This is a genomic window from Agromyces bauzanensis (assembly GCF_014645655.1).
In the GTDB taxonomy this organism is placed as follows: domain Bacteria; phylum Actinomycetota; class Actinomycetes; order Actinomycetales; family Microbacteriaceae; genus Agromyces; species Agromyces bauzanensis.
In genome coordinates, this window is sequence record NZ_BMMD01000013.1 from 84,923 (window position 1) to 109,075 (window position 24,153).

Sequence of the window (24,153 nt, forward strand, 5' to 3'; positions counted from 1 at the left end):
GCTCAACGCGCCCCGTCCGCGGTCACGGCCGGCAACGGCTCGACGTGCACGGTGTTCAGCGCGATGGTCAGGATTGCCGCGCCGATCGAGAGGTACATGAAGCGATACAGCCCCGCCGGGTTGCGGGCTAGGTCGACGGAGCAGGTCACGCCGCGGATCCGAGGTGCCGCAGGAACCAGTCGCGCGCGAGCACGGCCACCTGCTCGAGCGTGCCGGGCTCCTCGAAGAGGTGGGTGGCGCCCGGCACGATCTCGAGCTCGGCGGGGCAGGTCAGCTGGGCGAGGGCGATGCGGTTCAGCTCGATCACCATCGTGTCGTCGCCGCCCACGATGAGCAGTGTCGGCGCGCGCACGTGGGCGAGCTTGGGCCCGGCGAGGTCGGGGCGACCTCCGCGCGAGACCACGGCGGCGACATCGGCCATCGGGTCGGCGGCCGCCCAGAGGGCGGCTCCGGCACCCGTGCTGGCGCCGAAGAACCCGATCGGGCGCCCCTCCGCTTCGGGGCGCTCGCCGAGCCACCGGATCGACGTGACGAGGCGGTCCGCGAGCAGCTCGATATCGAACACGTTCGCCCGGTCGGCCTCCTCCTGCACGGCGAGGAGGTCGACGAGGAGCGTGCCGAGGCCGGCCCGCTGGAGGGTCTCGGCGACGAAACGGTTGCGAGGGCTGTGCCGGCTGCTGCCGCTGCCGTGGGCGAACACGACGAATCCCAGCGGCTCGGGCAGAACTGCCATCGTCGCGGCGAACTCGACGCCGCGATCGGGGATCCGCACCTCGAGTTCGCGGATGCCGTCGTCTCCAGGGTTGCCCATCATGCCTCCCCTCAGTCGCGCGTCGACGATACGCCGCCAGGGGCTCCGCCTCCGAGTCGAAGGTCCCGCGGGATTCCGACGCGCGGTGGGTCTCTGAGCCGGCTCGTCACGGGATCGTAAGGAACTCGTCGTCGCCGAGCGGGTCGGGTGCGGCAGAGTGGACTGGTGGCGGACATCGTGGGCGTGATCGGCGGCACGGGCATGGGCGTGCTGGTCGACGAGGGCGCGGCACGCGACATCCGAACGCCGTTCGGCGCGGCGATCGTGACCATCGGCGACCTCGGTGGCAGGCCCGTCGCCTTCCTGCCTCGTCATGGTGCTGACCACACGATCCCGCCGCACCGCATCAACGCTCGCGCCAACCTGTGGGCGCTTGCGAGCCTTGGCGTGCGCGCGGTAGTCTCGACGGCCGCGGTCGGCTCGCTCAGCCGGGCCCTCCCGCCCGGCAAGTTCGCGCTCGCCGACCAGCTCGTCGACCGCACGTTCGGGCGCGCCGACACCTACTTCGACGCCGGGCTCGTGCGGCACCTCCCGTTCGCCGAGCCCTTCTGTCCCACGTTGCGATCGATCGCGATCGAGGCGCTTCCGGATGCCGCGCCACGGGCGACCGTCGCGGTGATCCAGGGCCCCAGGTTCTCCACGGCGGCCGAGTCGCGCATCCTCCGCGACTCGGGTGCGGACCTCGTGAACATGACCCTCTGTCCCGAGGTCGCGCTCGCCGCGGAGATCGGCATGGGCACGGTGACCATCTGCGTCGTGACCGACACCGACAGCGGCACGTCGGCCGACGACCCCGACGCGGTCACGGCCGAACTCGTGTTCCGACGGCTCGACGAGGCGAGGCCGCGCCTCGTGGCCGCCATCGGGCGGATCGTCGAGGCCATCCCCACCGACTACGCGCCGCGCCCGCTCATCGACGACGAGGCGGTCGCGGCCCTGCGCGCGCTGCCCGTGGTGCCGTGACCCTGCTAGTCACCGGTGGCGCCGGATTCATCGGTCGCGCGATCGCACGCCTTGCCGCGGCAGGCGGTCAGCACGTGCAGGTGCTCGACTCGCTGAGGCCCGACGTGCACCCCGCGTCTGCGGAGCCGCCCCCGATCGACGGGGTCGAGATCGTGCGCGGTGACATCCGCGATCCCGACGCGCTCGACCGGGCGCTGCGCGGCGTCGACGTCGTCTGCCACCAGGCCGCGAAGGTCGGCCTCGGGGTCGACCTTCAGGACGCGCCCGACTACGCCGCCTCGAACGTGACGGGAACCGCCGAGCTCATCGCCGCGATGGCGCGGGCAGGCGTGGGCAGGCTCGTGCTGGCCTCCTCGATGGTGGTCTACGGCGAAGGGGCGTACCTCGATGCGGCAGGTCGTCGTCGGCGGCCCGCCCCGCGCACGATCGCCGACCTCGACGCGGGCCGCTTCGAGCCGCGCGATCCCGAGACGGGCGAGCCGCTCGAGCGCGCACTCGTCGACGAGGACGACGCGCTCGACCCCCGCAACGTGTACGCGCTCACGAAGCTGGCCCAGGAGCACCTCGCGGCGAGCTGGGCCCGCTCGGCCGGCGGCACGGCGATCGCGCTGCGGTATCACAACGTCTACGGGCCGGGGATGCCACGCAACACCCCCTATGCCGGTGTCGCGGCGCTGTTCCGTTCCGCGATCGAGCGGGGCGAGGTGCCCCGTGTCTTCGAGGACGGTCGGCAGCGCCGGGACTTCGTGCACGTGACGGATGTCGCGCGCGCGAACCTCGCCGCCATCGACGCGTTGCCCGCACGGCCGACGGGCACCCTGCGCGCGTTCAACGTCGGGTCGGGCATGGTCACCACCATCGGCGAGATCGCCGAGCGACTCGCCCGCATCATGGGCGGTCGCGCTCCCGTGATCACGGGCGAGTACCGCCTCGGCGACGTGCGGCACATCACCGCATCGCCCGCACGGGCGCTGCGCGAGCTCGGCTGGCGCGCGTCCGTCCCGCTCGGGGAGGGGCTGCGCGAACTCGCTGCTGCCGTCGACCCCAGGGCCCCGGACGTCAGGCGCTGAGCGACGCGTCCCGCGGCAGCAGCAGGTCGAAGCGGCATCCGCCCGGCACGTTCCGCACCGCGACCTCGCCCCGGTGCGCGTTCATGATGCCCTTGACGATCGCGAGCCCGAGGCCCGCGCCGCCCGAGGAGCCGTCGAGCAGCGACGGCGTGCGGGCCTTCGAACCGCGCCACGCGGGCTCGAACACGCGCTCGAGGTCGGCCTCGTCGAGGCCGCCGCCCTCGTCGATGACCGACACCATGGCGAGATCGTCGACGAGGTCGACGGCCACCGTGATGGGCGACCCGTCGGGCGTGTGCTGGATGGCGTTCATGAGCAGGTTGCCGATCGCCCGCGAGAGCTCGCGCGGGTCGACCGTGACGACGACGTCCTCGGCGACCGGCGCCTCGATCCGGATGTCGCGACCGCGCGACGCGGGTCGCAGGTCTGCCACCGTATCGCTCACGACGTCGGAGAGCGACACCTCCTTCAGCGAGAGGTGCAGCGCGTCGGAGTCGATCTTCGACAGTTCGAACAGGTCGTCGACCATGCTCGACAGCTGATCGACCTGCATGCGCATCTGCCGGTGGTAGCGGGCGGGATCGGGCGCGATGCCGTCCTCGAGCGCCTCGGCCATCGCGCGGATACCCGCGAGCGGCGTGCGCAGGTCATGCGAGATCCACGCGACGAGTTCCCGGCGCGACGCGGCGATGCGCTCTTCGCGCTCCCGGGACTCGGCGAGCTTCGCGCTCGTCCTGACGAGTTCGTCGGCCAGGGCGTTCAGCTCGCTGTTCGAGTACCGGCCCGCCGAGTCGAGCCGCTCGCCCTCGGCGATGCGACGCGCGGCGTGCGACAGCGCGCGGGAGTTGCGGGCCACGAGCCAGCCGAGCACCGCCACGAGCCCGAGCGACACGACGCCCGAGATGGCCGCCACCGCCACCGCGACCGTGAGGTCGTGCTCGGAGAGGTACATCTGGTTGGCGACGCCCACCATGCTGGCGACGACCGACACGATGGCCGCGAGCACGAGCGCGCACACCTGCACGACGACCGAGGCACGTCGCAGCATGAGCAACGCGACCACGCCGAGCCCGCCGCAGATCGCCGTCGTGGCGAGCGCGATCCCGGCGATCGCAACGAGATCAGACCACGGCATCCTGGGCACCCCCGATCGTGAACCGGTATCCGACGCCCCACACGGTCGTGAGCAGCGCCGGCGAGCGCGGGTCGCGCTCGATCTTCTCCCGCAGTCGGCGCACGTGCACCGTGACCGTCGAGAGGTCGCCGTAGGTCCAGCCCCACACCGTGCGCAGCAGGTCATCACGGCTGAAGACCTGGTTCGGATGCTTCAGCAGGAACTCGAACAGGTCGAACTCGCGCACCGTCAGCTGCAACTCGACGCCGTCCCTCGTCGCGATCCGCGCCGACGGGTCGAGCCGGAACCCGCCGACCTCGAGGACGGACTCGGGCGTGAACTCGTCGATCGAACGACGCAGCACCGACCGCACCCGGAGCACGAGCTCGCGCGGAGAGAAGGGCTTGGCGAGGTAGTCGTCGGCGCCGGCTTCGAGGCCCGCGATGCGGTCGTCCTCCGAGCCGAGGGCCGTGAGCAGGATCACCGGGGTGGCGACGCGCTCGCGCAGCCGCCGGAACACCTCGAGCCCGTCGATGCCGGGCAGCATGCGGTCGAGCACGATGAGGTCGGGCGCGAACCGGTCGGCCGCGTGCAGCGCGGCGAAGCCGTCGGCCGCCTCCTCCACCACGAAGCCCGTGGCGCGCAGGTAGCTCGAGGCGACCTCGGCGACCGTGGGGTCGTCGTCGACGAGCAGCACGCGTCGACCCACGAGGTCGTCGTCGCCGATCGGCGAAGGGGTGGCGGCGGACACGCTCACAGACTACGTCCGTGGCAGCCGTGCGGTCGGGGATCCCGGGCATCCGTCCCGGTTCCGTAAGACTTGCCACGGGACTCGACCCGACGCCCGGGCCTAGCGTCGAACCATGCCGCCGGCACACATCGACCTCGTGCTTCCGTGCCTTGACGAGGAGGGCGCGCTGCCGTGGGTTCTCGGCCGGCTGCCCGACGGCGTGCGGGCGATCGTCGTCGACAACGGCTCCACCGACGACTCGGCCGCCGTCGCCCGCGACCTCGGCGCGCTCGTCGTCACCGAGCCGCGGCGGGGGTTCGGCGCGGCCGCCCACGCGGGCCTCGAGGCGGCGGATGCCCCGCTCGTCGCGTTCTGTGACGCCGACGCCTCGCTCGACCCGGCCGAGCTCCCGCGCCTCGCCGCGCCCCTCGACCGCGGCGAGGCCGAGCTCGTGCTCGGGCGCCGTCGCCCCACGACGTCGGGAGCGTGGCCCCTGCACGCGAGGCTGGCCAACCGGGTGCTCGCCTCCCGGGTGTCGCGGCGCATCGGCATCCGCCTGCGCGACCTCGGCCCCATGCGGGTGGCCGCCACGAGCTCGCTGCGGGCACTCGCGCTGCGCGACCGGCGCAGCGGGTACCCGCTCGAGATGGTGCTGCGGGCGGCCGCGGCCGGATGGCGGATCCGGGAGGTCGACGTGGCCTACGCGCCGCGCGTGGGCCGGTCGAAGGTCACCGGCACCGTCCGCGGCACGATCACGGCGATCGCCGACATGTCGCGGGTCTTCGCGGAGGCCTCGAAGTGACCGCGGTCGTGGTGATTGCGAAGGAGTGCCGTCCGGGGCGCGTGAAGACGCGACTGACGCCGCCGTTCACGCCGGCAGAGGCCGCTCGCCTCGCGGCCGCCAGCCTCGACGACACCCTGGAGACCGTCGCGGCCCTGCCCGTCGCCCGGCGGGTGCTGTACTTCGAGGGTCGCAACCCGCCGGCGACCGCGCATGGGTTCGACGTGATCCGGCAGGCGGGTGGTGAGCTCGACGAGCGTCTCGCCGTCGTGTTCGACGCGCTCGCCGAACCGATGCTCCTCGTCGGCATGGATACGCCGCAGTTCCGCCCCGATGACGTCCGCGAGGCGATCGCGGGCCTCGAATCGACCGGGGCGGACGCCCCCGACTGCTGGCTCGGGCCAGCCGCCGACGGCGGCTTCTGGGCCCTCGGCATGCGGATGCCGCGTGGCGACGTCATCCGCGGCGTGCCCATGTCGCGCGACGACACCGGCGCCGTGCAGCGTCGTCGGCTCGAAGAGGCCGGGCTCAGCGTGGGGCAGATGCCCGTGCTCGCCGACGTCGACACCGCAGCCGAGGCATCCGTCATCGCCGAGCTCGCCCCCGACTCCCGGTTCGCGCGCGAGTTCCGCCGGCTCACGGCTGGGCGGCCCGCGTGAGTGCGGGGACCCGCATCGATCGCGCGGGACGTGACGGCGCAGTGTTCGGCGCGGGCCACGCCGAGCCGTACGAGCGGATCCTCGCCGGCGCGCGTACCAGCCGGCTCGTGCTGCAGAGCGTCGACGGCACGCACCGTCCGCACTCGCTCGAAGTCGGCCGCTGGGTGCGTGCCGCGACGTCCGCCGACCTCACGGCGCTCGAGGGTGCGACGGGGCCGACGCTCGACGTGGGCTGCGGCCCGGGCCGCATGGTGCGCGCCGCCGCGGCGCGGTCGATCCCCGCACTCGGCATCGACGTCGCACCGCGCGCCGTCGCCCGCGCGAGGTTCGACGGGAGTCTCGCGCTCGTGCGTTCGGTGTTCCACCGGTTGCCGCTCGAGGGGCGCTGGCAGACGATCCTGCTCATGGACGGCAACGTCGGCATCGGCGGCGACCCCGAGGCGCTCCTCGCGAGGTGCCGCGACCTGCTCGCCCCTCTCGGCTCGATCGTCATCGAGGTCGACGCCGACCCGCACCTGGAGGTGCGCTCATGGTGCACGGTCGTCGACGACGACGGCAACGAGAGCGAGCCCTTTCCCTGGGCGCGCGTGGGTCGCGTTGCCATCGAGGCGGTCGCCGGCCGCGCCGGTCTCGCGGTGGCCGCGCGCTGGTCGGCGGCGGGACGTCACTTCGTGCGCGCGGTGCCCTCGCCGTGATCGCGTGCCGCCCGCTCGCGCTCCGCCGACCACCCGACCGCCACCGCGGCCACCGCCGCGAGCACGGCCCACGCGACCGCGAGCGAGACCCCGTATGACCCGAGCAGGATCGTCGGGTTCGCGTTGCCTCGTGCCTGCGAGATGATCGCGGGCAGCGCGATCGCGGTGAGGACTGCGCCGACGAGCAGTGCGGCCTGGGCCACGGCGACACCGGTACGACCGATGCGCTCCCGGACCCGCGCCGCCCCGAGACCCACGGCGACGGCGACGGGCGCGACGACACCGTCGTGCAGCACGATCGCCGAGCCCACCCAGACGGCGATGCCGAGCCAGCGCTCGGGCGGCACCTCGTCGAGCAGCACGAGGCCGCCGACGCCGACGAGCCCGAGTCCCGCCGCCACGAGCAGCACCCGCGCGATCCTCATGCGGTCACCTCGATCGACCGCAGCCACTTCGTCTGCATGACGCCGGGTCGTCCCGGGGCGATCACCCGCGCGGGGTAACCGTGGTCGACGTGCAGCGCCGACCCGTTCAGCTCGAGCGCGATGAGCGTCAGCGGATCCCGCGCGTACTCAGGCGGCATCTCGGTGCGGCCGAACGCCCCACGCGTCTGCAGGCTCGTGAACACCAGCGGTGCGGTCGGCTCGGCCCCCACCTCGGCGAGCAGGTCGACGAGCCGCACGCCGCGCCACGACGCCGACTGGCTCCAGCCCTCGACGCACGCGATCGGCAGCACGACGTCGGACTGGGGCATCCGTCGGAGGTCGTCGAGCGTGAGCGCGTGCATGCTGGCAGGGGTGAGGACCTCGAGCGACCAGTCGGGTGCGACCGCGGTCTCGGTCACGCCCGCCTGCGCCGCGGTGCGGTTCACGGGCAGTCCCTGCGGCCCGGTTCCCATGCGGCGAGCCGCGAACACGTTGAACGGCGCGAGCGCGTCGACCGATTGCCCGGCCGTCAGCAGCACGGCCGATGCGGTGGCGGCGGCGACCCCGCCGACGAACGCACGACGAGTGACGAACCGGCCCGCGGCATCCGGGGCATCGCCGACGGTCCGGCGCCAGACGCGCACGATGACGGGCAGCTTCACGCCGACGTGCACGACGAGGCTGCCGATCACGATCCACGCGAGCGCGAAGTGCGTCGCCCGGAACGAGAACGGGAACGGGTACCACTGCACGATGTTGAGCAGGCCGATCACGACCTCGACGAGCGACGCGCCTACGAGCACGGCGATCGAGGCGCGCTCGAGCAGGTGCGGGAGCGATCGCACGGGCGGCCAGGCGAACAGGTTGGGGAACACCGCCCAGAGCTTCGCCAGGAGCAGGGGCACGGCGGCGATGCCGGTGATCACGTGCAGGCCCTGCGTGAACCGGTAGAGCCCGGCCGGCCGGGTGGGCAGCGGGAGCCACGGCAGCGGATCCTGGAGGAGGTGGCTGTACAGACCCGTGGCGAAGCACACCAGGAAGGCCGCGCCGAGGAGCCGCCCGATCACGACGGCCGACCGCGATGACTTCACGGGATCCGACGCAGTCGCGTGCGCGCGGCGCGCGAGCGGCTCGAGCCGGGCGGCGAGCCGCGCCGATGCGCGTCCGGTCAGGTCTGCCATGCGACCCAGTCGAGCACCCCGGCCCACGCGCCGCAGCGGCGGGAGCTTACGGTTCACGAACGGCCGTTCGCGCGCCGGGCGAGCGGATACCGCGTCCGGGGCTCGGCATCGCGGTCGCGCTCATCGTGCTCGCCATGCTGGTGCCGTGCTGCTCGGGGGCTCGTGGGACAGCTCGACTTGGCGCTCGTCGTGAAGCACCTGCTGCACACCGGGTGGTGAGTCGGTCGCCCGGCGCCGCCCTCAGGTGCGGAGGAAGACCAGGGTGCCGAGGTACACGACGTACGCGGCCACGAACGCCGCGCCCTCCAGACGGCGCATGCGGTTGCCGGTGAGGAACACCGGGATGCAGGCGACGGTCGCGGCGACCATGACGGGCAGGTCGATCGCGATGATCTCGGGATCGACCCGGATGCCGTCCGACGGGATCAGGCTCGTCACGCCGAAGATGAAGACGATGTTGAAGACGCTGCTGCCGATCAGGTTGCCGACCGCGATGTCGCGTTCGCGGCGGATGGTCGCGACGATCGCGGTGACGAGCTCGGGCGCCGAGGTGCCGATCGCGACGACGGTGAGGCCGATGAACGCGTCGGAGACGCCGAAGCCGCGGGCGAGGTCGACGGCGCCGTTCACGAGCCAGTTGGCACCGACGACGATGACGCCGATGCCCGCGACGAGCCAGATGACGTCGCGCACCGTTCGTCTCTTCGCCGAGACGGCTCGGATGCGTGGCTCGCCGAACTCGCGTGCGAACTCGACCCGCGTCGCGACGGTCTCACGATGCGCGGCCCGCACGATCAGGACCGAATACAGCAGGCCGAGGGCGATGAGGGCGCCGCCGTCCAGACGCGTCACCACCCCGTCGAGGGCGACGAGGAAGAGCGCGGCCGCGGCCGCGACCATGATCGGGAGGTCCAGGCGGATCGCCTGGGAGCGCAGCGTGAGGGGTTGCACCACGGCCGCGAGCCCGAGGATGAGCAGCAGGTTCAGGGTGTTGGTGCCGGCGATGTTGCCGAGCGCGAGCGAGCTGCTGCCCTGCAGGGCGGCATCGATGCCGATGGCGAGTTCGGGCGTGCTCGTGCCGAGGGAGACGACGGTGACGCCGATCACCATGGGCGAGATGCCGAGCCGGGCGGCGAGCCGGGTGCCGCCGCGCACGAGCAGCTCGGCCCCGCCGATGGTGGCGAGGAGGCCGACGAGGAAGAGCCAGAACCCGGTCACCGTCCGCACGCTACAGCAGCGACCGCGTCCGCCACCGGGTCGCGGCCTGTGGATCATCCGGCCCGCGCTCGACGCACATCCTCTAGACTCTCTCCCCGACATGGCTGACCCCGAGAGCGCACTGTCTCGCGCGACCTCCCGCCGGAGGTCGGCGTCACGCTCGGCACCCTCCGACGCCGCCCCAGATGACGCGTTCCAGGCGGTGCTCCTCGCGGCGCAGTCGGGCGCGCAATGGGCGTGCACCAACCTCTGGGTCGACCACGCGCCGACGGTCGTGGCGTTCCTCCGCGCCCGTGGATCGCACGAGCCCGAAGACCTCACGAGCGAGGTCTTCCTCGCCGTCTTCGACGGGCTCGACCGCTTCCACGGCGACGCAGCGGCGTTTCGCACGTTCGTGTTCACCATCGCCTACCGACGCCTCGTCGACGAACTGCGCCGACGGTCCAAGCGCGGCCACGATGTCGAATGGAGTGTCGAGCTCGACGAGCGTCGCAGCCCGAGTGCCGAGCAGGCGGCGATACAGCAGATGTCGGATGCCTCGACGCGGGCGGTCCTTGATCAGTTGCCGCCCGACCAGCGCGACGTCATGGTCCTGCGCATCATCGGCGACCTCACCGTCGACCAGGTCGCCGAGGTGCTCGGCAAGCGCCAGGGGGCCGTGAAGGCCCTGCAACGGCGGGCGCTCGAGTCGTTGCGAAAGAAATTCGCCCGAGGCCGTACCCCTGGAGCGGCATCCGTCGATAGCAGGGAGTGAGATGAGATCACACCGGATCACCGACGACGACGCTGCGGTCGTGATGCGCGGGCAGGAACCCGAAGCTCGCGACGACCTCGCGGTCGTGGCACATGCCGTCGCGGTGTTCCGGCGTGACTCGCTCGAGCCCCCACCGCAGCCCTCGGCTGCGCTGGCGGCCCGCCTCGATCTCGAACGAGTGGCGAGGCTCACGCCTTCGGCAGACGAACTGTACGCAACGACTTCGGCGACGGCACCCGCGAACCGGGTGTCGACGCCGGGAACACGGAGAAGAAGAGTGGCACTGAGCGGATTCATGGGCCTCGGCCTCGCGGCGAAGATCGCCATCGGAGCGGGCGCGGCAGCGCTCGTCGGCGTGGCCGGCGCCGGCGCCGCGGGCGCGGCGGGCGTGCTGCCCGAGGACGTGCAGGTGGTCTTCAACGAGGTCACCGGGCACCCGGGCAACAACGTCAGCGAGACCGGTCTCGAGAACAGCGAGTTCGGCCAGCAGACCGCCGAAGACGCGCGCCAGAAGGGCGAGGAGAAGCGCGAGGCTGCGCTCGAGAACGCCGAGGAGAAGCGTCAGGCCGGCCTCGAGAACGCCGCCGAGCACGCCCAGACCGGTCAGGAGACGGCCGGCGAGAACGCCGGAGCCGGGCAGGAGACCGCCGAGGAGAAGAGCCAGGCCGGCCAGGAGGCCGCCGAGGGCGCCGGCGACATCGCCGACGAGAAGAGCCAGGGCAAGGACGCCGCAGGCGACTGACGCCCCGAAAGATCCCCCCGGGAATCGGACCCTCGCCACACGGCGGGGGTCCGATTCTCGTCCGCCCCTGCTCTGGTGCAGGTCGGGCCCGTCATGGCAACGTGGACACAGCAGACGGGAGGGGGCGAGGCCATCGATGACCGGGATCGCAGCAGCAGACGGCATCACGACCGCGCTCGAGTGCCGCGAACTGACGAAGGACTACGGCGGCGGCAACGGGCTCTTCGACGTCGACGTGCGCGTCGCACCGGACACGCCGATGCTCGGGTGGCCCGACTGGCTGAACCGGCCCTCGGTCTTCCACGCGTCCGGCAATCCCGGCCTCGGGTGGCCGACGCTCGCGCAAGCGACCGTGATCATCACGCTCGCCGGCCCAGGCCTCGTCCTGGCCTTCGTCCTCACCGCGCGGAGCAGGAAGGTCGCGTGAGCGGGCTCGAGGAGGCGACGCTCATCGAGCGGGGCCTCACCGCCGCCGAGGCGGAGCGCCGGCTCGTGGCCGAGGGTCCGAACGAGCTGCCCACCGCGAAGCCGCGCAACCTCCTGCAGCAGGCGTGGACCGTGGTGCGCCAGCCGATGATCCTGCTCCTCCTCGTCGCCGGCAGCATCAACTTCGCGTTGGCCGAGCCGCTCGACGGTGCCATCCTCATGTCGTTCGTGGTGGTGGTGATCGGCATCTCGGTCTATCAGGAGCACAAGACCGAGAACGCCCTCACGGCGCTGCGCGACCTGTCGTCTCCGCGTGCGCTCGTCATACGCGACGGACGGCAATTGCGCATCCCGGGCCGCGAGGTGGTGCCCGGCGACGTCGTGGTGCTCGCCGAGGGCGACCGGGTGCCGGCCGACGCGGTGCTCGCGGAGGCCGTGAACCTCTCGGTGGACGAGTCGGCGCTCACCGGCGAGTCGGTCCCCGTGCGCAAGACGCGGGTCTACGGCCCGCCCGAGGAGGCGACGATGGGGCGGCCCGGGGGTGACGCCACCCCGTGGCTGTTCTCGGGCACACTCGTGGTCAAGGGTCGCGGCATCGTGCTCGTCACGGGCACCGGGGCGAACACCGAGCTCGGCCGCATCGGCACGGCGCTGCGGTCCATCGAGGAGGGGCCGACGCCGCTGCAGCGCGAGATCGACCGCCTCGTGCGCGTCATCGCCGTGTTCGGCGTGCTCGCCGCCGTGGCGGTGGCCGTGATCTACGGCTTGACGCGCGGGGTGTGGCTCGAAGGCGTGCTCGCCGGCATCGCCACGGCGATGGCGATGCTCCCCGAGGAGTTCCCGGTCGTGCTCACGGTCTTCCTCGCGCTCGGGGCATGGCGGATGTCGCAGCGCCAGGTGCTGACGCGGCGCCCGCCCGTCATCGAGACGCTCGGATCGGCGACGGTCGTGTGCGTCGACAAGACCGGGACGCTCACCATGAACCGCATGACCGTGCGGGAGTTCGTGGTCGGCGCACGGACCCATGTGGTCGAGCCCGACGCCCCGTTGCCCGAGGAGTTCCACGAGGTCGCGGAGTACGCCGTGCTCGCCTCTCCCGTCGATCCGTTCGATCCCATGGATACGGCGTTCACGGCCCTCGGCGCTCGGGCGCTCGCGGGCACCGAGCACCTGCACCCCGGGTGGGAGCTGGTGCGCGAGTACCCGCTCTCGGAAGAGCTTCTGGCACTCGCGCATGTCTGGCGATCGCCCGACGGCGCCGACTACGTCATCGCGGCCAAAGGCGCACCCGAGGCGATCGCCGACCTGTGCCATTTCGATGCCGACCGCATGGCGGCGCTCCGCCGGGACGTCGACGTCGCGACCTCCGACGGCCTGCGCGTGCTCGCCGTCGCACGGGCGCGGTTCCGTCGCGCCGAGGCGCTGCCCGACCATCACCACGACTTCGACTTCGAGTTCGTTGGGCTCGCGGGCCTCGCCGACCCCGTGCGCCCCGGCGTCGGCGACGCCGTCGCCGAGCTCTCCCGAGCGGGTGTCCGCACCATCATGATCACGGGTGACTACCCCGGCACGGCGCTCGCGATCGCCCGCGAGATCGGTCTCGAGAGCACGGGCGGGGTGATCACCGGCCCCGAGCTGGCGGAAATGGGCGATGAGGACCTGGCCCGACGCATCCGCACCGTCAGCGTGTTCGCCCGCATGGTGCCCGATCAGAAGCTGCGGCTCGTCCGCGCGCTCAAGGCCGACGGCGAGGTCGTCGGCATGACAGGCGACGGGGTCAACGACGCCCCCGCGCTGCGGGCGGCCGACATCGGCATCGCGATGGGCGCGCGGGGCACGGATGTCGCGCGCGAATCGGCCGCGCTCGTCATCACGGATGACGATTTCTCGTCGATCGCGGGCGGAATCCGGCAGGGGCGCGGCATCTTCGACAAGCTGCGCAAGGCGATGTCGTACATCATCGCCGTGCACGTGCCCATCGTGGGGATGTCGCTCATCCCGGTGTTCGTGGCCGACTGGCCGCTCGTGCTGCTGCCGGCGCTGATCGCGTTCCTCGAACTCATCATCGACCCGGCGTGCTCCATCGTGTTCGAGGCGGAGGAGATCGACCCCGAGGTCATGGCGCAGCCTCCGCGCGGGCTCGGTGAACCGCTGTTCGGCGCGCGCGTGCTCACCATCGCCACGCTGCAGGGAGCATCGGCGCTCGCCGCCGTGTTCGCCGTCTACCTGTGGGCGGTGCTCGACGGACGGCCCGACGACGTCGTGCGGTCGGTGACCTTCGCGACGCTGGTGGTCGGCAACCTCGCGCTCATCCTCGTGAACCGGTCGTGGCGGTTGCCCATCTGGCGAACGTTCCGCGAACGGCGCAACCGCGCCTTGAATTGGATCCTGCTCGGCGCGAGCGCGCTCCTCGCCGCCCTGCTGCTCGTTCCCGCGTTCCGCGACGCGTTCAGCCTCGGGCCGATCGGCCCGCTCGACTGGGCCGTCGCGATCGCCGCGGGATTCGCGGGGGTCGCGTGGTTCGAGGTCTACAAGATGATCGCCGCCCGCCCGACCGCGCACCGGGTTCCGTGATCCAGCCCGGTGTACGTTGAAAGCGGCCTGAGACACGACGAGGGGTCACCATGAGCGCCGGCCGAGCCGACACGACGCACAACGCACGCTACCGCGAGATCGCCGCCGTCCTGCGACGGCACAGCCTCGGCTTCCTCGGCGGGCTCATCGGCCTCGACCGGCTCCTGCCGTTCCGGCACCGGGCGGCCGAGGCATCCGGCGCCGAGACCAACGAATCGCCCGCACACCTGCGCAGTGCGCTCGAGGAGCTGGGCCCGACGTTCATCAAGCTCGGCCAGGTGCTCTCCACGCGTCCCGATCTGCTTCCGCCGGCCTACATCGACGAACTGATCAAGTTGCAGGATGCCGCACCGCCCGTGCCGGTCGACCTGATCCGCGACGTGATCCGCCGCGAGCTCGGTGGCGAGCCCGAGGACCTCTTCGCCTCGTTCGAGAACGAGGCGCTCGCGTCGGCCTCGATCGGACAGGTGCACCTCGCGACCCTGAAAGACGGCACGCCGGTGGTGGTGAAGGTCCGTCGTCCGGGAGCCGTCGCCCAGGTGCAGCAGGACGTCGAGATCGTGCAGAACCTCGCGATGCGGGCGACCCGCACCTGGGAACTCGCCCGCGAGTACGACGCCGCCGGCTTGGCCGACGAGTTCGCCAAGACGATCCGTGACGAGCTCGACTACCTGCAGGAGGGCCGCAACGCCGAGCGCTTCGCGGAGAACTTCCAGGACGAGCCCGACGTCGTCATCCCGCGCGTGTTCTGGGAGTTCACCACCTCGCGCGTGCTGACCCTCGAGCGGATGCACGGCGCCAATGTGAGCGACGCGACGGTCCTCGACACCAGAGGGGTGGACCGCAAGGAGGTGGCCCGCCGCGGCGCGGACATGGTGCTGAAGATGACCTTCGAGGACCGGTTCTTCCACGCCGACCTGCACCCCGGCAACCTCTTCATCCACGACGACGGCACGATCGCGCTCATCGACTTCGGCATGGTCGGCGTGGTGGAGGAGGAGCTCCGCGATCACCTCAGCAACCTCTTCATCGCGTTGGCGCGCAGCGACCACAACCTGCTGGCGTCCGCGCTCGTGGGCGTGTCGGTCAGTGCGCCCTATGTCGACCGGGACGTCCTGAGCGAGGACCTGCGAGTCTTCCTGTCGCACTACCGGTTGCGCTCGTTGCGCGAGACCCCGTTCGCCCGCGTGGCGGGCGAGATGTTCGGGATCCTCCGCGACAGCCACCTGCGGCTGCCGCGCGAGATGGCGCTGTTGTTCAAGGCGCTGCTGCAGATCGAGGGGATCGCGGTGAAGCTCGACCCCGACTTCCGGCTCGCCGAGGCACTCGAACCCTACGCGCAGCGGCTGACCCGGGAGCGCACCAGCGCGCTGGTGTTCGCGAGGCGCCTCGCGCGCGCCTCCTTCGACATGGGCGAGCTCGCCCTCGACGTGCCCGGCGTGCTGCGGCGGGTGATCGACCAGGTCGACACGACGGGCATCCAGGTGCACCTGCGGGCGGCCGAGCTCGACCCCATCGTCGGCCGGGTCGAGCGCATCGGCAACCGCCTCGTCGCCGGCATGATCGGCGCGGCGTTCATCTCGGGCATCGGCAACGTGGTCTCGCGCGAGCGGAGGTGGCGCTCGTGGGAGGGCGCGATGGTCGGCACGGGGTTGGGCGTCCTCAGTGCGACGGGGGCGTACCTCGCATGGACGGCCAGGCGGCGGGGTCGTCGACGGCCCTGACCGTCAGACCGTGCCGTGCGTCGGCTCCGGCCCGTGCTGGCGCTCCCAGCCGGCCTGCACGAGCCTGACGATCTCGTCGGCATCGTCGGACACGGTCACGAGGTCGAGGTCGTCGGGCGCGAGGTAGCCGGATGCCGCGGGCCGTTCCCTGAGCCAGGCGATGAGCCCGCCCCAATAGTCGGATCCGGCGAGGATGACCGGGAAGTCGTGGATCTTCCCGGTCTGCACGAGCGTGAGCGCCTCGAACAGCTCGTCGAGCGTGCCGAATCCGCCCGGTAGCACGATGAACGCCGAGGCGTACCGGACGAACATCAGCTTGCGCGCGAAGAAGTAGCGGAAGTCGAGGGCGAGATCGAGGTACGCGTTGAGCCCCTGCTCATGAGCCAGTTCGATTCCGAGCCCGACCGAGGTTCCGCCCGCCTCGACGGCGCCGCGGTTCGCGGCCTCCATGACTCCCGGCCCGCCGCCGGTGATCACCGTGAAGCCGGCGTCGGCAAGACCCGATCCGATGCTGCGGGCGAGGCGGTAGTGCGGTTGGTCGGGGCGGGCGCGGGCGGAGCCGAAGAGCGACACCGCCTTCTCGGTGCCGCGGAGGAGGTCGAAGCCCTCCTCGATCTCGATCCGCATGCGCTCGACGCGCGCGACGTCGGCCGCCGCGTCGGCGATGACCCTGAGGAGTTCCTCGTCGGGACCGTGGTGCTCCCGCGCGGTGTCCTCCGTACGGCGGTCTCCCACGGGCGCCACCTCCTCGGCTCGGAACAGGTGCGCGCGGGGCGGTCCCCAGCGCGCTGTTCGCAGGCTACCCGTGCCGAGGGCGGTACGGTTGCCGCATGCAGCCCGCGGCGCACGACGAGCCCGTCGGTGCGGAGGAGGTGCCTCCCCGGGCCCCGGAGCCGAACGGGATCCCGCGGAACCTCGCCATCGACCGCTTCCGCGGCGCGCTCATCATCCTGATGGTGGGCGGCGACTACCTGAGCGGCGTACAGGCCGTGCCGGCGTTCCTGAAGCACGCGCCCGACATCGGGTACACCGTCGCCGACGCGGTCGCCCCGGCGTTCGTCTTCGTCATCGGCCTGAACTACGGCCCCTCCTTCGTGCGACGGATGCCCCGGGGCACGGCGAACGCGTACGTGCACGTGCTGCTGCGCTACCTGGCCCTGATCGGGATCGGCGCCATCCTCGCGGGCGGTGCGACCGCGACGGGCACACCCACCGATTGGGGCGTGCTGCAGGCCCTCGGCGTGGCGGGTCTCGTGTGCCTCGCGTTCATCCGCCTCCCGACCTCGGCGAGGTTCGCCATCGGGATCGTGATGCTCGCGGCCTACCAGGTCGTGCTCGACGCGTCGATGCTCCCGCTCGTGCTCGCATCCACGCAGGGCGGGCTATTCGGCGCCGTGTCGTGGGCGGCGCTGCTGGTGCTCTCCACGGCGGTGGCCGACGTGTGGCGCGTGGGCGTCCGTCCGTACGCGGTCTGCTGCGCCGCCCTTTCCGTCGCGGCCGCCCTCGCCGCAGTGCTCGTGCCGGTGAGCAAGCATCGGGTCTCGCTCAGCTACGTCCTCATCTCGCTGGCGATCGCCGCCGTGGTCTTCCTGGCGGTGGACCTCACCGCCAGGTTCGTGGCGGATCGCCCCGGATACCTCTGCTGGTGGGGCGAGAACCCGCTCGTGCTGTATCTCCTGCACCTCGTGATCCTGGCCGCCGTCGTGTTCCCGGATGCCGCGTGGTGGTACGCCGAGGCGCCGATCTGGCTCGCCGTGCTGCAACTCTCGGGTATCCTCGCGGTGCTCTCGTCGGTGGCGTGGTGGTTGCATCGGCGGCGGCTGGCGATCCGCCTGTGAAGCGCGGCCGCGGGACGAACCGCAGGGACGGACGGCGGGGACATCCCGCGGTCGACGCCGACGCGATCGTCGTGGATGCGACATCCGGACGTTCTGGCCTGTGGAATGCGAACCTTGTCAGACGTCCGACTCTGCTAAGAAGGGTAGGACTGTGCAGTGCCAGCGATTGGATGAACGTGATGAATCAGCCTGACCCCGAAGCTCCCAGCGACTACGCGGCGGTGGGCGGCGCACCGGCGATCACCGTCGTCGTGGACCGGTTCTACCAGCTGGTGCTTGGTGACGACCGACTCCGCGGGTACTTCGACGGGATCGAGATGGTCCGGCTCAAGCGTCACCAGGTGGCACTGGTGTCGCAGGTCATGGGCGGTCCCGTCGGCTACGAGGGGCGCGACCTGCGCGCGGCGCACGCGGGGATGAACATCTCGCCAGAGGATTTCGCCTCAGTCGCCGGGCACCTGGCGACAGCGTTGACGGATGCGGGGGTCGAGCGCCCCATCATCGATCGCGTGATGGCCACGATCGCCGGCACGGAGGGTGACATCGTCGAGGCTCGCCCGGCGGCCGGGTGAGGCGGTGGACACCGCCGCACTGAAGGAGACGTGGGCGCTGGCCGAAGGCCTCGGGGACGAGGTGCCGCTGTTCTTCTACTCGCACCTCTTCCTGTCCCACCCCGAGCTGCGGAGCATGTTCCCGGTCTCGATGGCCACGCAGCGGGATCGGCTCGTCGGTGCGCTCGGCCGAGTCGTGTCGAGCGTGGATCAAGTCGACGAAGTGGCCGAGTTCATCCAGCAGCTCGGCCGTGACCATCGGCGCTTCGAGGTCATCGCAGAACACTACAACGCGGTCGGCGCATCACTGCTCGCCACGCTGAAGCACTTCCTGGGCGAGCGGTGGACCGATGAGCTCGCAGCCGACTGGGCCGGGGCCTACGGGCTGATCGCCACGGTCATGGTCGAAGCGGCCGACGCGTCCGCACGGACCAGCCCGGCATGGTGGACGGCTCATGTGACCGCGGTGGAGCGACGGGGCCTGGACATTGCCGTCATCCAGGTTCGCCCCGATCCCGACCTGTCGTTCGTGCCGGGCCAGTCGGTGGCCGTGGAGGTGCCCTCCCGGCCACGGTTGTGGCGTTATCTCAGCCCGGCCAACTCACCCCGTTCCGACGGCAGCATCGAATTCCACGTCCAGCTGGTCCCCGGTGGTCAGGTCAGCAGCACCATCGTCCGCTCCCTCGAGGTCGGCGAGACCATCCGCCTCGGTGCCCCCGTGGGTCAGGAGTTGACCTTGGACGAGAGCGAGCGCGAGCGCGACCTGATCATGGTCGCCGGCGGCACCGGCTTGGCTCCGCTGCGAGCCCACCTGGAGCGGATCGACCTGGACTGGCAGTCGACCGGGGAGGCGCCTCGGGTGCATCTGTTCCACGGGGCGCGGCTTCCGGCGAGTCTCTACGAGAACCGATTGCTCCAGAACCTGGCCGGCCGGCCATGGTTCACCTACACGCCGGTGGTCTCGGACGACCCCACCTACCCCGGCCGGAAGGGCCTGGTCGGCGACGTCGCCGCCGACAGCGGCGAGTTGCAGGGGCGTCTCGCATTGGTGTGCGGATCGCCCGAGATGGTGCGGCACACGGTCTCCCGACTCCGTGCCGGCGGAATCGCGCACTCGGACGTCCGCTTCGAGCAGTTCGCAACCCTCGACGAAGACAGTCATGACATGCACCACCACACCCATGACCCGCAGCCGTCTCGGCTGCCGCAGAGCGAAGAGGGGGACCACGCATGACGCAGAACGGGACCGACCCCGATAGCCTTGCTGCCATGTCCGGCACCGAGCTCGAGCAGGCCTTGGCCGCAGCGGTGAGCCACCTGCCCGACGCCCAGCCCGTGGCCTTCACCATGAAGATGAGGGGCGGCGCGTACGACCGACTCGAAGTCGACACGTTCATGGCTCACCTCGCGCAGGCGACCGCCGAGGCGCGGGCAGCCATGACCAGCGCCCAACAGGAGCTCGCTGCACTACGGGCCGAGAACGCCGAACTCCGTGCGTCGGGTGCGTCCGGGGCATCCGGCTCGGACGCGGCATCCGGGTCGGACGCGGCATCCGGGTCGGACGCGGCATCCGGGTCAGACGCGGCATCCGGGTCAGATCTCGAAGACGAGATCACGGCCGGAGCGGTCGGGTTGCTCTCCCAGGCGCAACTGATCGCCGACAAGGCGGTCGCAGACGCCGAGCAGTATGCCCGCGACCTGGTGATCACCGCTCGCAACCAGTACCGGGAGATCCTGGAACGTGCCGAGCGCAGCGCCGGTCAGGCGACCGCGGCCCTCGCTCCGCACCAGGGTCCGGCCGTCCCCGAGATCGAGTACGTGCGCACCTACGCCCAGGTCGCGCAGATCCAGTTGCGTTCGGTTCTCGAGGCACTCACCGAGCAGGTCGACCGTCTTGGCAGCCTGCCCCAGCCCGCACCCGAAGCCGCGGCGCAGCCCGACCACGACGACGGCCCCGTGGGCGAACCCGAGTGGGAGCCCTCGACCTCGGGGCCGCCCGCCCCACCGTCGCACTGACGGGCGCCGAGTCCGAGGCGATGTCTTCGGAGATCGCGACGGTGTGACGTCAGTCACGTCATCGACATCGCGCCGACCCTCCTCGAGGTCGCGGGCCTGCCGGAGCCGACGTTCGTCAACCGCGTCCAGAAGAAGCCGTACGAGGGGTCGTCCTGCCGGCCTACGGCGTACGGTTCGAACGGGCTTCGCATACGCCTCCCCGGTACCAGACACCCCCGGCCCGGCGCAACGCCCTTGCCGCCGCCCCGCTCATCTGATCGCGTAGTAGACGGAAAGGGGAGGTTCGACCAGCATGTCCACGAATCGGAACGCAGCTGACCAGCACCGAGAACAGCAGACGCCCGCCGACGACAAGCACGACCACGCGAGCCCGTCGGAGTCCGAGCAGGGGAACGCGCACCGGTCGCACCGCACGCTGAAGACGTATCTGCGGTTCGCAGCGATGATCCTGACGTCGATGGTCGTCATGTACTGGGTGATGTTCGCCGGCTCGTGGGAGTGGAGCCATATCCGGTTCAGCCAGAGCCGCATCTTCATGTCGGTCACGATGGGCGGCACCATGGGGCTCGTCATGCTCGCGTGGATGCTTGGCATGTACAAGAGCGTGAAGGGCAACACCGCGGTGATTGCCGCGAGCGTGCTCCTCATCGGCGGCGGCATCGCCCTGGACCGCAGCCAGGTCACGGTGAACGACACTGCGTTCATGCACGCGATGATCCCGCACCATTCGCTTGCGATCACCCGTGCGGAGCGCTTCCAGAACGTGGATGTCCGGGTGTGCGAGCTCGCGGCCGAGATCAGCGAAGCGCAGCGTCGCGAGATCGACGAGATGGACTGGCTGATCGACGACATCGAGGAGAACGGCGTCGTGGCGACGGTCGAAGAGGCCGAGTCCCGGGCCGTCCCGGAGTTCCCGGCATCCGCTGACCGCGTGTGTCCTTCCGAGTGAGGCCGTGGCGACCAGCAACACCCGGTCGAGGCGCTGCAGCCCATGAGGCCCGGCGCGTGATGCGACGAAACAAGTCGAATCGACGTCCGTCGACATTGAGACGAAACAAGAGTCTGATCAAGTGATTTCTCGAAGATCCGATGATGGGATCGAACCCGCGCTGTCTGCTTGGGAAGCAGAAGATACCCCGTAGTGATTCACTCGACCTCACTCACGCTCCTGAGCCCCGCTTCGGCGTCGAGCGTTGGATCTGGACCCCTGGGCCGCCCCTTCGTTAGGTCCGGGCGGTCTGTGAGTCGTCGGTTTCCATTTGATGGGTGCATTCCCGAGCGTAGTCGGCTCGGCATAGTCACAGGCTGAGAGCAGCCTTGTTCGTTGGAGCGCCGTGCTCCCGTGAAGGAGGCGGCTTCACACCCGAGTTTTGACCGGAGCGGACGTCAACGCATTCCTGCTCCGCGAGTGCACTCGAATCTCGTCCTGGTCGGCGAAGAGTCGGGTGGGCGAGCTCCGGTCGGTGGCTGGCGTTTCGCTAGCCTGCCGCCCACTTTCAACGCCGCGGACGTCCAGTCTTGGACGCCTGCCGGTACGCAGTGCGCAGCTCGTTCGTGACATGCCTTCTCGCGGCCATCGGAATCTTGCCGTCCACATCGGCAAGCTTCGCGCTCAATACATGTGAGGGCGCCGAGCCATCCCACGCGCTCAAAGAAGCTGAGGCACGTCGCCGGGTGCCGAAAGGTGGAAGGATAGGGGTATCCCGAGGGGTCTCGACGACGAGCGCCTGCCCGCCGCGGGACGCCACCCATCACCCGCCCGCGCCGCGGGCGACAACAGGAAGGCACCAGCATGGGGCTGCTCGAAGGCAAGACCGTATTCATCACCGGCGGGGGGCGCGGTCAGGGCCGAGCGCACGCCGTCGCGTCGGCGCGGGAGGGTGCCGACATCCTCTTCGTCGACACGACGAAGCCGTTCGCGACCGTGCCTTACCCGCACACGACGGCGGAGGACATGGCCGAGACGGTGCGGCTGGTCGAAGAGCATGACCGTCGGGTGCTGTCCATCGAGGCGGACGTGCGCGACCAGGCGGCTCTCGATGACGCGGTCGCCCAGGGGATCGCGCAGTTCGGGAAGATCGACGTGCTGATCGCCAACGCCGGCGTCTGGACGCTGGCGCCGATCGCGGAAATGACCAAGGAGACCTGGCAGGAGATGATCGACATCAACCTGACCGGGGTGTTCCAGAGCGTCAAGAGCGTCGTCAACCACATGATCGAGCGTCAGACCGGTTCGATGGTGCTCACCTCGTCGATCAACGGCCTGGAGGGCGGTCCCGGCTACGCTCACTACGCGTCCGCGAAGTTCGGTGTCGTCGGCCTGATGAAGTCGCTCGCGCTCGACCTCGGCCCGCACGGCATCCGGGTCAACACGGTGAACCCGGGCGCCATCCTCACCGGCATGACCGACAACCAGATGGCGTGGGACATGTTCGCCGGCCATCCCGGCGGCACGCACGAGGACCTCGTGCGCGGCGGGTACTCGTTCGGAATCCTGAAGGGAGTCGGCATGCTCGACCCGATGGAGATCGCGAACGCCGCCGTCTGGCTCAACTCCGACATGGCCCGCACCGTGACCGGCATCACGCTCCCGGTCGACGCCGGTCACCTTGGAATCGCAGGGGTCAACATGAACCCTCAGATGTGACACGCACGAACGGTGCCCGGGCGGAACGATCCGTTCGGGCGCCGTTCGCGCGGCCGGGGCCTCAGCGGAATTCGATGCTGCGGATCGAGTTGCCGAGGTTGACGCCGGTGAAAGCGGTGCGCCCGGACGCGGGGTCGGTGGAGGCCCCGATCGCAACCAGGAGCGGAACGTAGTGGTCGCTCGTGCGGTGGGCGCCAAGGTTGCCCGGACCCTTCGCGCGGAAGTCGACGAGTTCGTCGACGGCGCCGGCCGCGAGGGTGCCGGCGAGCCACTCGTCGAAGTCCCGGTTGTAGCCGGGCAGTTCGTTCCAGGTGGACGGGTCGCGCTGGAACGTCGACATGTCGTGCGTGGCGAACCCGGACCCGATCACGAGGTAGCCCTGCTCGCGCAGCGGGCGCAGCTCCTCGCCGAGCTTCAGGTTCGCTTCGGGTGAGAGGTCGGGCATCGACACCTGCAGCACCGGCACGTCGGCGAGCGGGTACATCGCCATGAGCGGGATGAAGGCGCCGTGGTCGAGGCGCCGATCGGCGTACTGATGGATGCTGCCGACGGGTCCCGCCAGGATCGGCGCCACCTCGTGCGCGAGCGGGAGGCTGTCGGGCGTCCAGTATTCGGCCTCGTAGTACCGCCGGTGGAACCCGCCGAAGTCGTAGTACAGCGGCACCTGAGGGTCGGTCGCGCCGATCGCGACCGGGGCGTTCTCCCAGTGCGCGGACACGATCACGATGCCGCGCGGCTTGGGGATGGTGAGACTCCACTCCAGCAGCGCCTTCAGCCACTGCGGCGAATCCAGCAGAGGCGGCGCACCGTGCGAGAGGAACAGGGTCGGCAGCGGGCCGTCGGACGGCTCCCAGCGGCGTGCTGCGCGGGAGCGCTCCATCGCGCGAGGCAGGAACGCGTCGTACGCGCCCATGGGCAGGTCGGGACGAATGGATTTGAACGAATCGTCTCGGACGACTATGTCGGACACACTGATGTCAACCCGGTACCCACATCCGGTATTCCCGCATCGGCCCGCCGAGTGTAGATGACTGGAGGGGCGGGATTCGGAGCGGGCGATGCGCGTGGTCCGCGCCGAGATCCGCTGTCACCTCCACGACCCTGGCCGTCAGCTGTTCGATGATCGCCTGGTACGCGTCGATGATTGCGAGGCGCTGCCGCCGCATCGCGCGGAGACAGCGATGCTGGTGTCGGCTATTGGTCGGTGTCGTCTGGTTGCATCGACGACTTCCTG

General features: G+C 70.8%; 25 protein-coding genes. 16 read left to right on the top strand and 9 right to left on the bottom strand.

The genetic code is table 11. The features are described 5' to 3' along the window. Window positions 1–2: 2 nt before the first annotated feature. Window positions 3–149: a hypothetical protein gene (locus tag IEX31_RS12030; RefSeq protein WP_188743668.1), complete on the bottom strand. Its 147-nt coding sequence runs from the start codon at window positions 147–149 to the stop codon at window positions 3–5. Beyond that, a complete protein-coding gene (locus IEX31_RS12035) occupies window positions 146–811 on the bottom strand; it encodes a dienelactone hydrolase family protein (RefSeq protein ID WP_229662309.1) in 666 nt (221 codons plus the stop codon). Before IEX31_RS12035 ends, IEX31_RS12030 begins: the two co-directional genes overlap by 4 nt. 165 nt (window positions 812–976) lie before the next feature. On the opposite strand from IEX31_RS12035, the gene IEX31_RS12040 reads away from it, so the two are divergent. Then, window positions 977–1,774, top strand: coding sequence for an MTAP family purine nucleoside phosphorylase (locus IEX31_RS12040; RefSeq protein WP_229662310.1), 798 nt, complete (start codon window positions 977–979; stop codon window positions 1,772–1,774). Continuing rightward, window positions 1,771–2,844, top strand: coding sequence for an NAD-dependent epimerase/dehydratase family protein (locus IEX31_RS12045; protein ID WP_188743670.1), 1,074 nt, complete (start codon window positions 1,771–1,773; stop codon window positions 2,842–2,844). Before IEX31_RS12040 ends, IEX31_RS12045 begins: the two co-directional genes overlap by 4 nt. Here IEX31_RS12045 and IEX31_RS12050 read toward each other — a convergent pair. After that, window positions 2,834–3,979 carry a sensor histidine kinase gene (locus tag IEX31_RS12050; protein ID WP_188743671.1) on the bottom strand — a complete coding sequence of 382 codons (1,146 nt, stop codon included), beginning with the start codon at window positions 3,977–3,979 and terminating at the stop codon, window positions 2,834–2,836. The genes IEX31_RS12045 and IEX31_RS12050 overlap by 11 nt on opposite strands. Continuing rightward, window positions 3,966–4,709, bottom strand: a complete 744-nt coding sequence (locus IEX31_RS12055) for a response regulator transcription factor (protein WP_188743672.1) — start codon at window positions 4,707–4,709, stop codon at window positions 3,966–3,968. The genes IEX31_RS12050 and IEX31_RS12055 overlap by 14 nt, the downstream gene beginning before the upstream one ends. Window positions 4,710–4,821: 112 nt before the next feature. Here IEX31_RS12055 and IEX31_RS12060 point away from each other — a divergent pair, with 112 nt between their 5' ends. From IEX31_RS12060 to IEX31_RS12070, 3 genes are read left to right on the top strand one after another with little or no spacing between them, the layout of a single operon-like run. After that, complete coding sequence (locus IEX31_RS12060) at window positions 4,822–5,490, top strand: glycosyltransferase family 2 protein (protein ID WP_188743673.1); 669 nt, start codon at window positions 4,822–4,824, stop codon at window positions 5,488–5,490. Further along, the gene (locus tag IEX31_RS12065) at window positions 5,487–6,128 is read left to right on the top strand and encodes a TIGR04282 family arsenosugar biosynthesis glycosyltransferase (protein ID WP_188743674.1); all 642 of its coding nucleotides are present in this window, start codon (window positions 5,487–5,489) and stop codon (window positions 6,126–6,128) included. Before IEX31_RS12060 ends, IEX31_RS12065 begins: the two co-directional genes overlap by 4 nt. Beyond that, entirely contained in the window at window positions 6,125–6,823 is a 699-nt protein-coding gene (locus IEX31_RS12070) for a class I SAM-dependent methyltransferase (RefSeq protein WP_229662311.1), read from the top strand. The genes IEX31_RS12065 and IEX31_RS12070 overlap by 4 nt, the downstream gene beginning before the upstream one ends. Here IEX31_RS12070 and IEX31_RS12075 read toward each other — a convergent pair. The 3 genes from IEX31_RS12075 to IEX31_RS12085 form a co-directional block, all read right to left on the bottom strand. Further along, on the bottom strand, window positions 6,793–7,248 hold the full coding sequence (locus IEX31_RS12075) for a hypothetical protein (RefSeq protein ID WP_188743675.1): 456 nt from the start codon (window positions 7,246–7,248) through the stop codon (window positions 6,793–6,795). The genes IEX31_RS12070 and IEX31_RS12075 overlap by 31 nt on opposite strands. Then, the gene (locus IEX31_RS12080; protein WP_188743676.1) at window positions 7,245–8,429 is read right to left on the bottom strand and encodes a molybdopterin-dependent oxidoreductase; all 1,185 of its coding nucleotides are present in this window, start codon (window positions 8,427–8,429) and stop codon (window positions 7,245–7,247) included. Before IEX31_RS12080 ends, IEX31_RS12075 begins: the two co-directional genes overlap by 4 nt. A gap of 240 nt (window positions 8,430–8,669) precedes the next feature. Then, window positions 8,670–9,647 carry a calcium/sodium antiporter gene (locus IEX31_RS12085; RefSeq protein WP_229662312.1) on the bottom strand — a complete coding sequence of 326 codons (978 nt, stop codon included), beginning with the start codon at window positions 9,645–9,647 and terminating at the stop codon, window positions 8,670–8,672. 100 nt (window positions 9,648–9,747) lie between these two features. Between IEX31_RS12085 and IEX31_RS12090 the strand changes: the two genes are divergently transcribed. The 5 genes from IEX31_RS12090 (at window position 9,748) to IEX31_RS12105 (ending at window position 15,867) form a co-directional block, all read left to right on the top strand. Then, the gene (locus IEX31_RS12090) at window positions 9,748–10,401 is read left to right on the top strand and encodes an RNA polymerase sigma factor (protein WP_188743678.1); all 654 of its coding nucleotides are present in this window, start codon (window positions 9,748–9,750) and stop codon (window positions 10,399–10,401) included. 1 nt (window position 10,402) lies between these two features. Further along, on the top strand, window positions 10,403–11,143 hold the full coding sequence (locus IEX31_RS12095) for a hypothetical protein (RefSeq protein ID WP_188743679.1): 741 nt from the start codon (window positions 10,403–10,405) through the stop codon (window positions 11,141–11,143). Window positions 11,144–11,279: 136 nt separating this feature from the next. Then, on the top strand, window positions 11,280–11,570 hold the full coding sequence (locus IEX31_RS18935) for a hypothetical protein (RefSeq protein WP_229662313.1): 291 nt from the start codon (window positions 11,280–11,282) through the stop codon (window positions 11,568–11,570). After that, window positions 11,567–14,143: a cation-translocating P-type ATPase gene (locus IEX31_RS12100; RefSeq protein WP_229662314.1), complete on the top strand. Its 2,577-nt coding sequence runs from the start codon at window positions 11,567–11,569 to the stop codon at window positions 14,141–14,143. The genes IEX31_RS18935 and IEX31_RS12100 overlap by 4 nt, the downstream gene beginning before the upstream one ends. Window positions 14,144–14,193: 50 nt before the next feature. Further along, entirely contained in the window at window positions 14,194–15,867 is a 1,674-nt protein-coding gene (locus IEX31_RS12105; protein WP_188743681.1) for an ABC1 kinase family protein, read from the top strand. 3 nt (window positions 15,868–15,870) lie between these two features. Here IEX31_RS12105 and IEX31_RS12110 read toward each other — a convergent pair whose 3' ends face one another. Further along, window positions 15,871–16,602 (bottom strand): LOG family protein, encoded by a 732-nt coding sequence (locus IEX31_RS12110; protein ID WP_229662315.1) that lies wholly within the window; start codon window positions 16,600–16,602, stop codon window positions 15,871–15,873. Between the two features lie 95 nt (window positions 16,603–16,697). Here IEX31_RS12110 and IEX31_RS12115 point away from each other — a divergent pair, with 95 nt between their 5' ends. The 6 genes from IEX31_RS12115 (at window position 16,698) to IEX31_RS12140 (ending at window position 22,919) form a co-directional block, all read left to right on the top strand. Continuing rightward, window positions 16,698–17,705: a heparan-alpha-glucosaminide N-acetyltransferase domain-containing protein gene (locus IEX31_RS12115; protein ID WP_188743682.1), complete on the top strand. Its 1,008-nt coding sequence runs from the start codon at window positions 16,698–16,700 to the stop codon at window positions 17,703–17,705. 179 nt (window positions 17,706–17,884) lie between these two features. Next, window positions 17,885–18,277 (top strand): group I truncated hemoglobin, encoded by a 393-nt coding sequence (locus IEX31_RS12120; RefSeq protein ID WP_188743683.1) that lies wholly within the window; start codon window positions 17,885–17,887, stop codon window positions 18,275–18,277. 61 nt (window positions 18,278–18,338) lie between these two features. Then, the gene (locus IEX31_RS12125) at window positions 18,339–19,490 is read left to right on the top strand and encodes a globin domain-containing protein (RefSeq protein ID WP_229662321.1); all 1,152 of its coding nucleotides are present in this window, start codon (window positions 18,339–18,341) and stop codon (window positions 19,488–19,490) included. Window positions 19,491–19,525: 35 nt separating this feature from the next. Further along, window positions 19,526–20,272, top strand: a complete 747-nt coding sequence (locus IEX31_RS12130) for a hypothetical protein (protein WP_188743685.1) — start codon at window positions 19,526–19,528, stop codon at window positions 20,270–20,272. A gap of 292 nt (window positions 20,273–20,564) precedes the next feature. Then, entirely contained in the window at window positions 20,565–21,221 is a 657-nt protein-coding gene (locus IEX31_RS12135) for a DUF305 domain-containing protein (RefSeq protein WP_188743686.1), read from the top strand. An 843-nt stretch (window positions 21,222–22,064) separates the two neighbouring features. Beyond that, the gene (locus IEX31_RS12140; RefSeq protein WP_188743687.1) at window positions 22,065–22,919 is read left to right on the top strand and encodes a mycofactocin-coupled SDR family oxidoreductase; all 855 of its coding nucleotides are present in this window, start codon (window positions 22,065–22,067) and stop codon (window positions 22,917–22,919) included. A 61-nt stretch (window positions 22,920–22,980) separates the two neighbouring features. On the opposite strand, the gene IEX31_RS12145 is transcribed toward IEX31_RS12140, so the two are convergent. Further along, a complete protein-coding gene (locus tag IEX31_RS12145; RefSeq protein WP_188743688.1) occupies window positions 22,981–23,832 on the bottom strand; it encodes a DODA-type extradiol aromatic ring-opening family dioxygenase in 852 nt (283 codons plus the stop codon). Window positions 23,833–24,153: the final 321 nt, after the last annotated feature.

Excerpts from the sequence above, each read along its gene's own strand:
- IEX31_RS12035 (WP_229662309.1), bottom strand. The coding sequence starts at position 811 with ATGGGCAACCCTGGAGACGACGGCATCCGCGAACTCGAGGTGCGGATC.
- IEX31_RS12050 (WP_188743671.1), bottom strand. The coding sequence starts at position 3,979 with ATGCCGTGGTCTGATCTCGTTGCGATCGCCGGGATCGCGCTCGCCACG.
- IEX31_RS12060 (WP_188743673.1), top strand. The coding sequence starts at position 4,822 with ATGCCGCCGGCACACATCGACCTCGTGCTTCCGTGCCTTGACGAGGAG.
- IEX31_RS12075 (WP_188743675.1), bottom strand. The coding sequence starts at position 7,248 with ATGAGGATCGCGCGGGTGCTGCTCGTGGCGGCGGGACTCGGGCTCGTC.
- IEX31_RS12080 (WP_188743676.1), bottom strand. The coding sequence starts at position 8,429 with ATGGCAGACCTGACCGGACGCGCATCGGCGCGGCTCGCCGCCCGGCTC.
- IEX31_RS12090 (WP_188743678.1), top strand. The coding sequence starts at position 9,748 with ATGGCTGACCCCGAGAGCGCACTGTCTCGCGCGACCTCCCGCCGGAGG.
- IEX31_RS12095 (WP_188743679.1), top strand. The coding sequence starts at position 10,403 with ATGAGATCACACCGGATCACCGACGACGACGCTGCGGTCGTGATGCGC.
- IEX31_RS18935 (WP_229662313.1), top strand. The coding sequence starts at position 11,280 with ATGACCGGGATCGCAGCAGCAGACGGCATCACGACCGCGCTCGAGTGC.
- IEX31_RS12105 (WP_188743681.1), top strand. The coding sequence starts at position 14,194 with ATGAGCGCCGGCCGAGCCGACACGACGCACAACGCACGCTACCGCGAG.
- IEX31_RS12115 (WP_188743682.1), top strand. The coding sequence starts at position 16,698 with ATGCAGCCCGCGGCGCACGACGAGCCCGTCGGTGCGGAGGAGGTGCCT.
- IEX31_RS12120 (WP_188743683.1), top strand. The coding sequence starts at position 17,885 with ATGAATCAGCCTGACCCCGAAGCTCCCAGCGACTACGCGGCGGTGGGC.
- IEX31_RS12130 (WP_188743685.1), top strand. The coding sequence starts at position 19,526 with ATGTCCGGCACCGAGCTCGAGCAGGCCTTGGCCGCAGCGGTGAGCCAC.
- IEX31_RS12135 (WP_188743686.1), top strand. The coding sequence starts at position 20,565 with ATGTCCACGAATCGGAACGCAGCTGACCAGCACCGAGAACAGCAGACG.
- IEX31_RS12140 (WP_188743687.1), top strand. The coding sequence starts at position 22,065 with ATGGGGCTGCTCGAAGGCAAGACCGTATTCATCACCGGCGGGGGGCGC.
- IEX31_RS12145 (WP_188743688.1), bottom strand. The coding sequence starts at position 23,832 with ATGGGCGCGTACGACGCGTTCCTGCCTCGCGCGATGGAGCGCTCCCGC.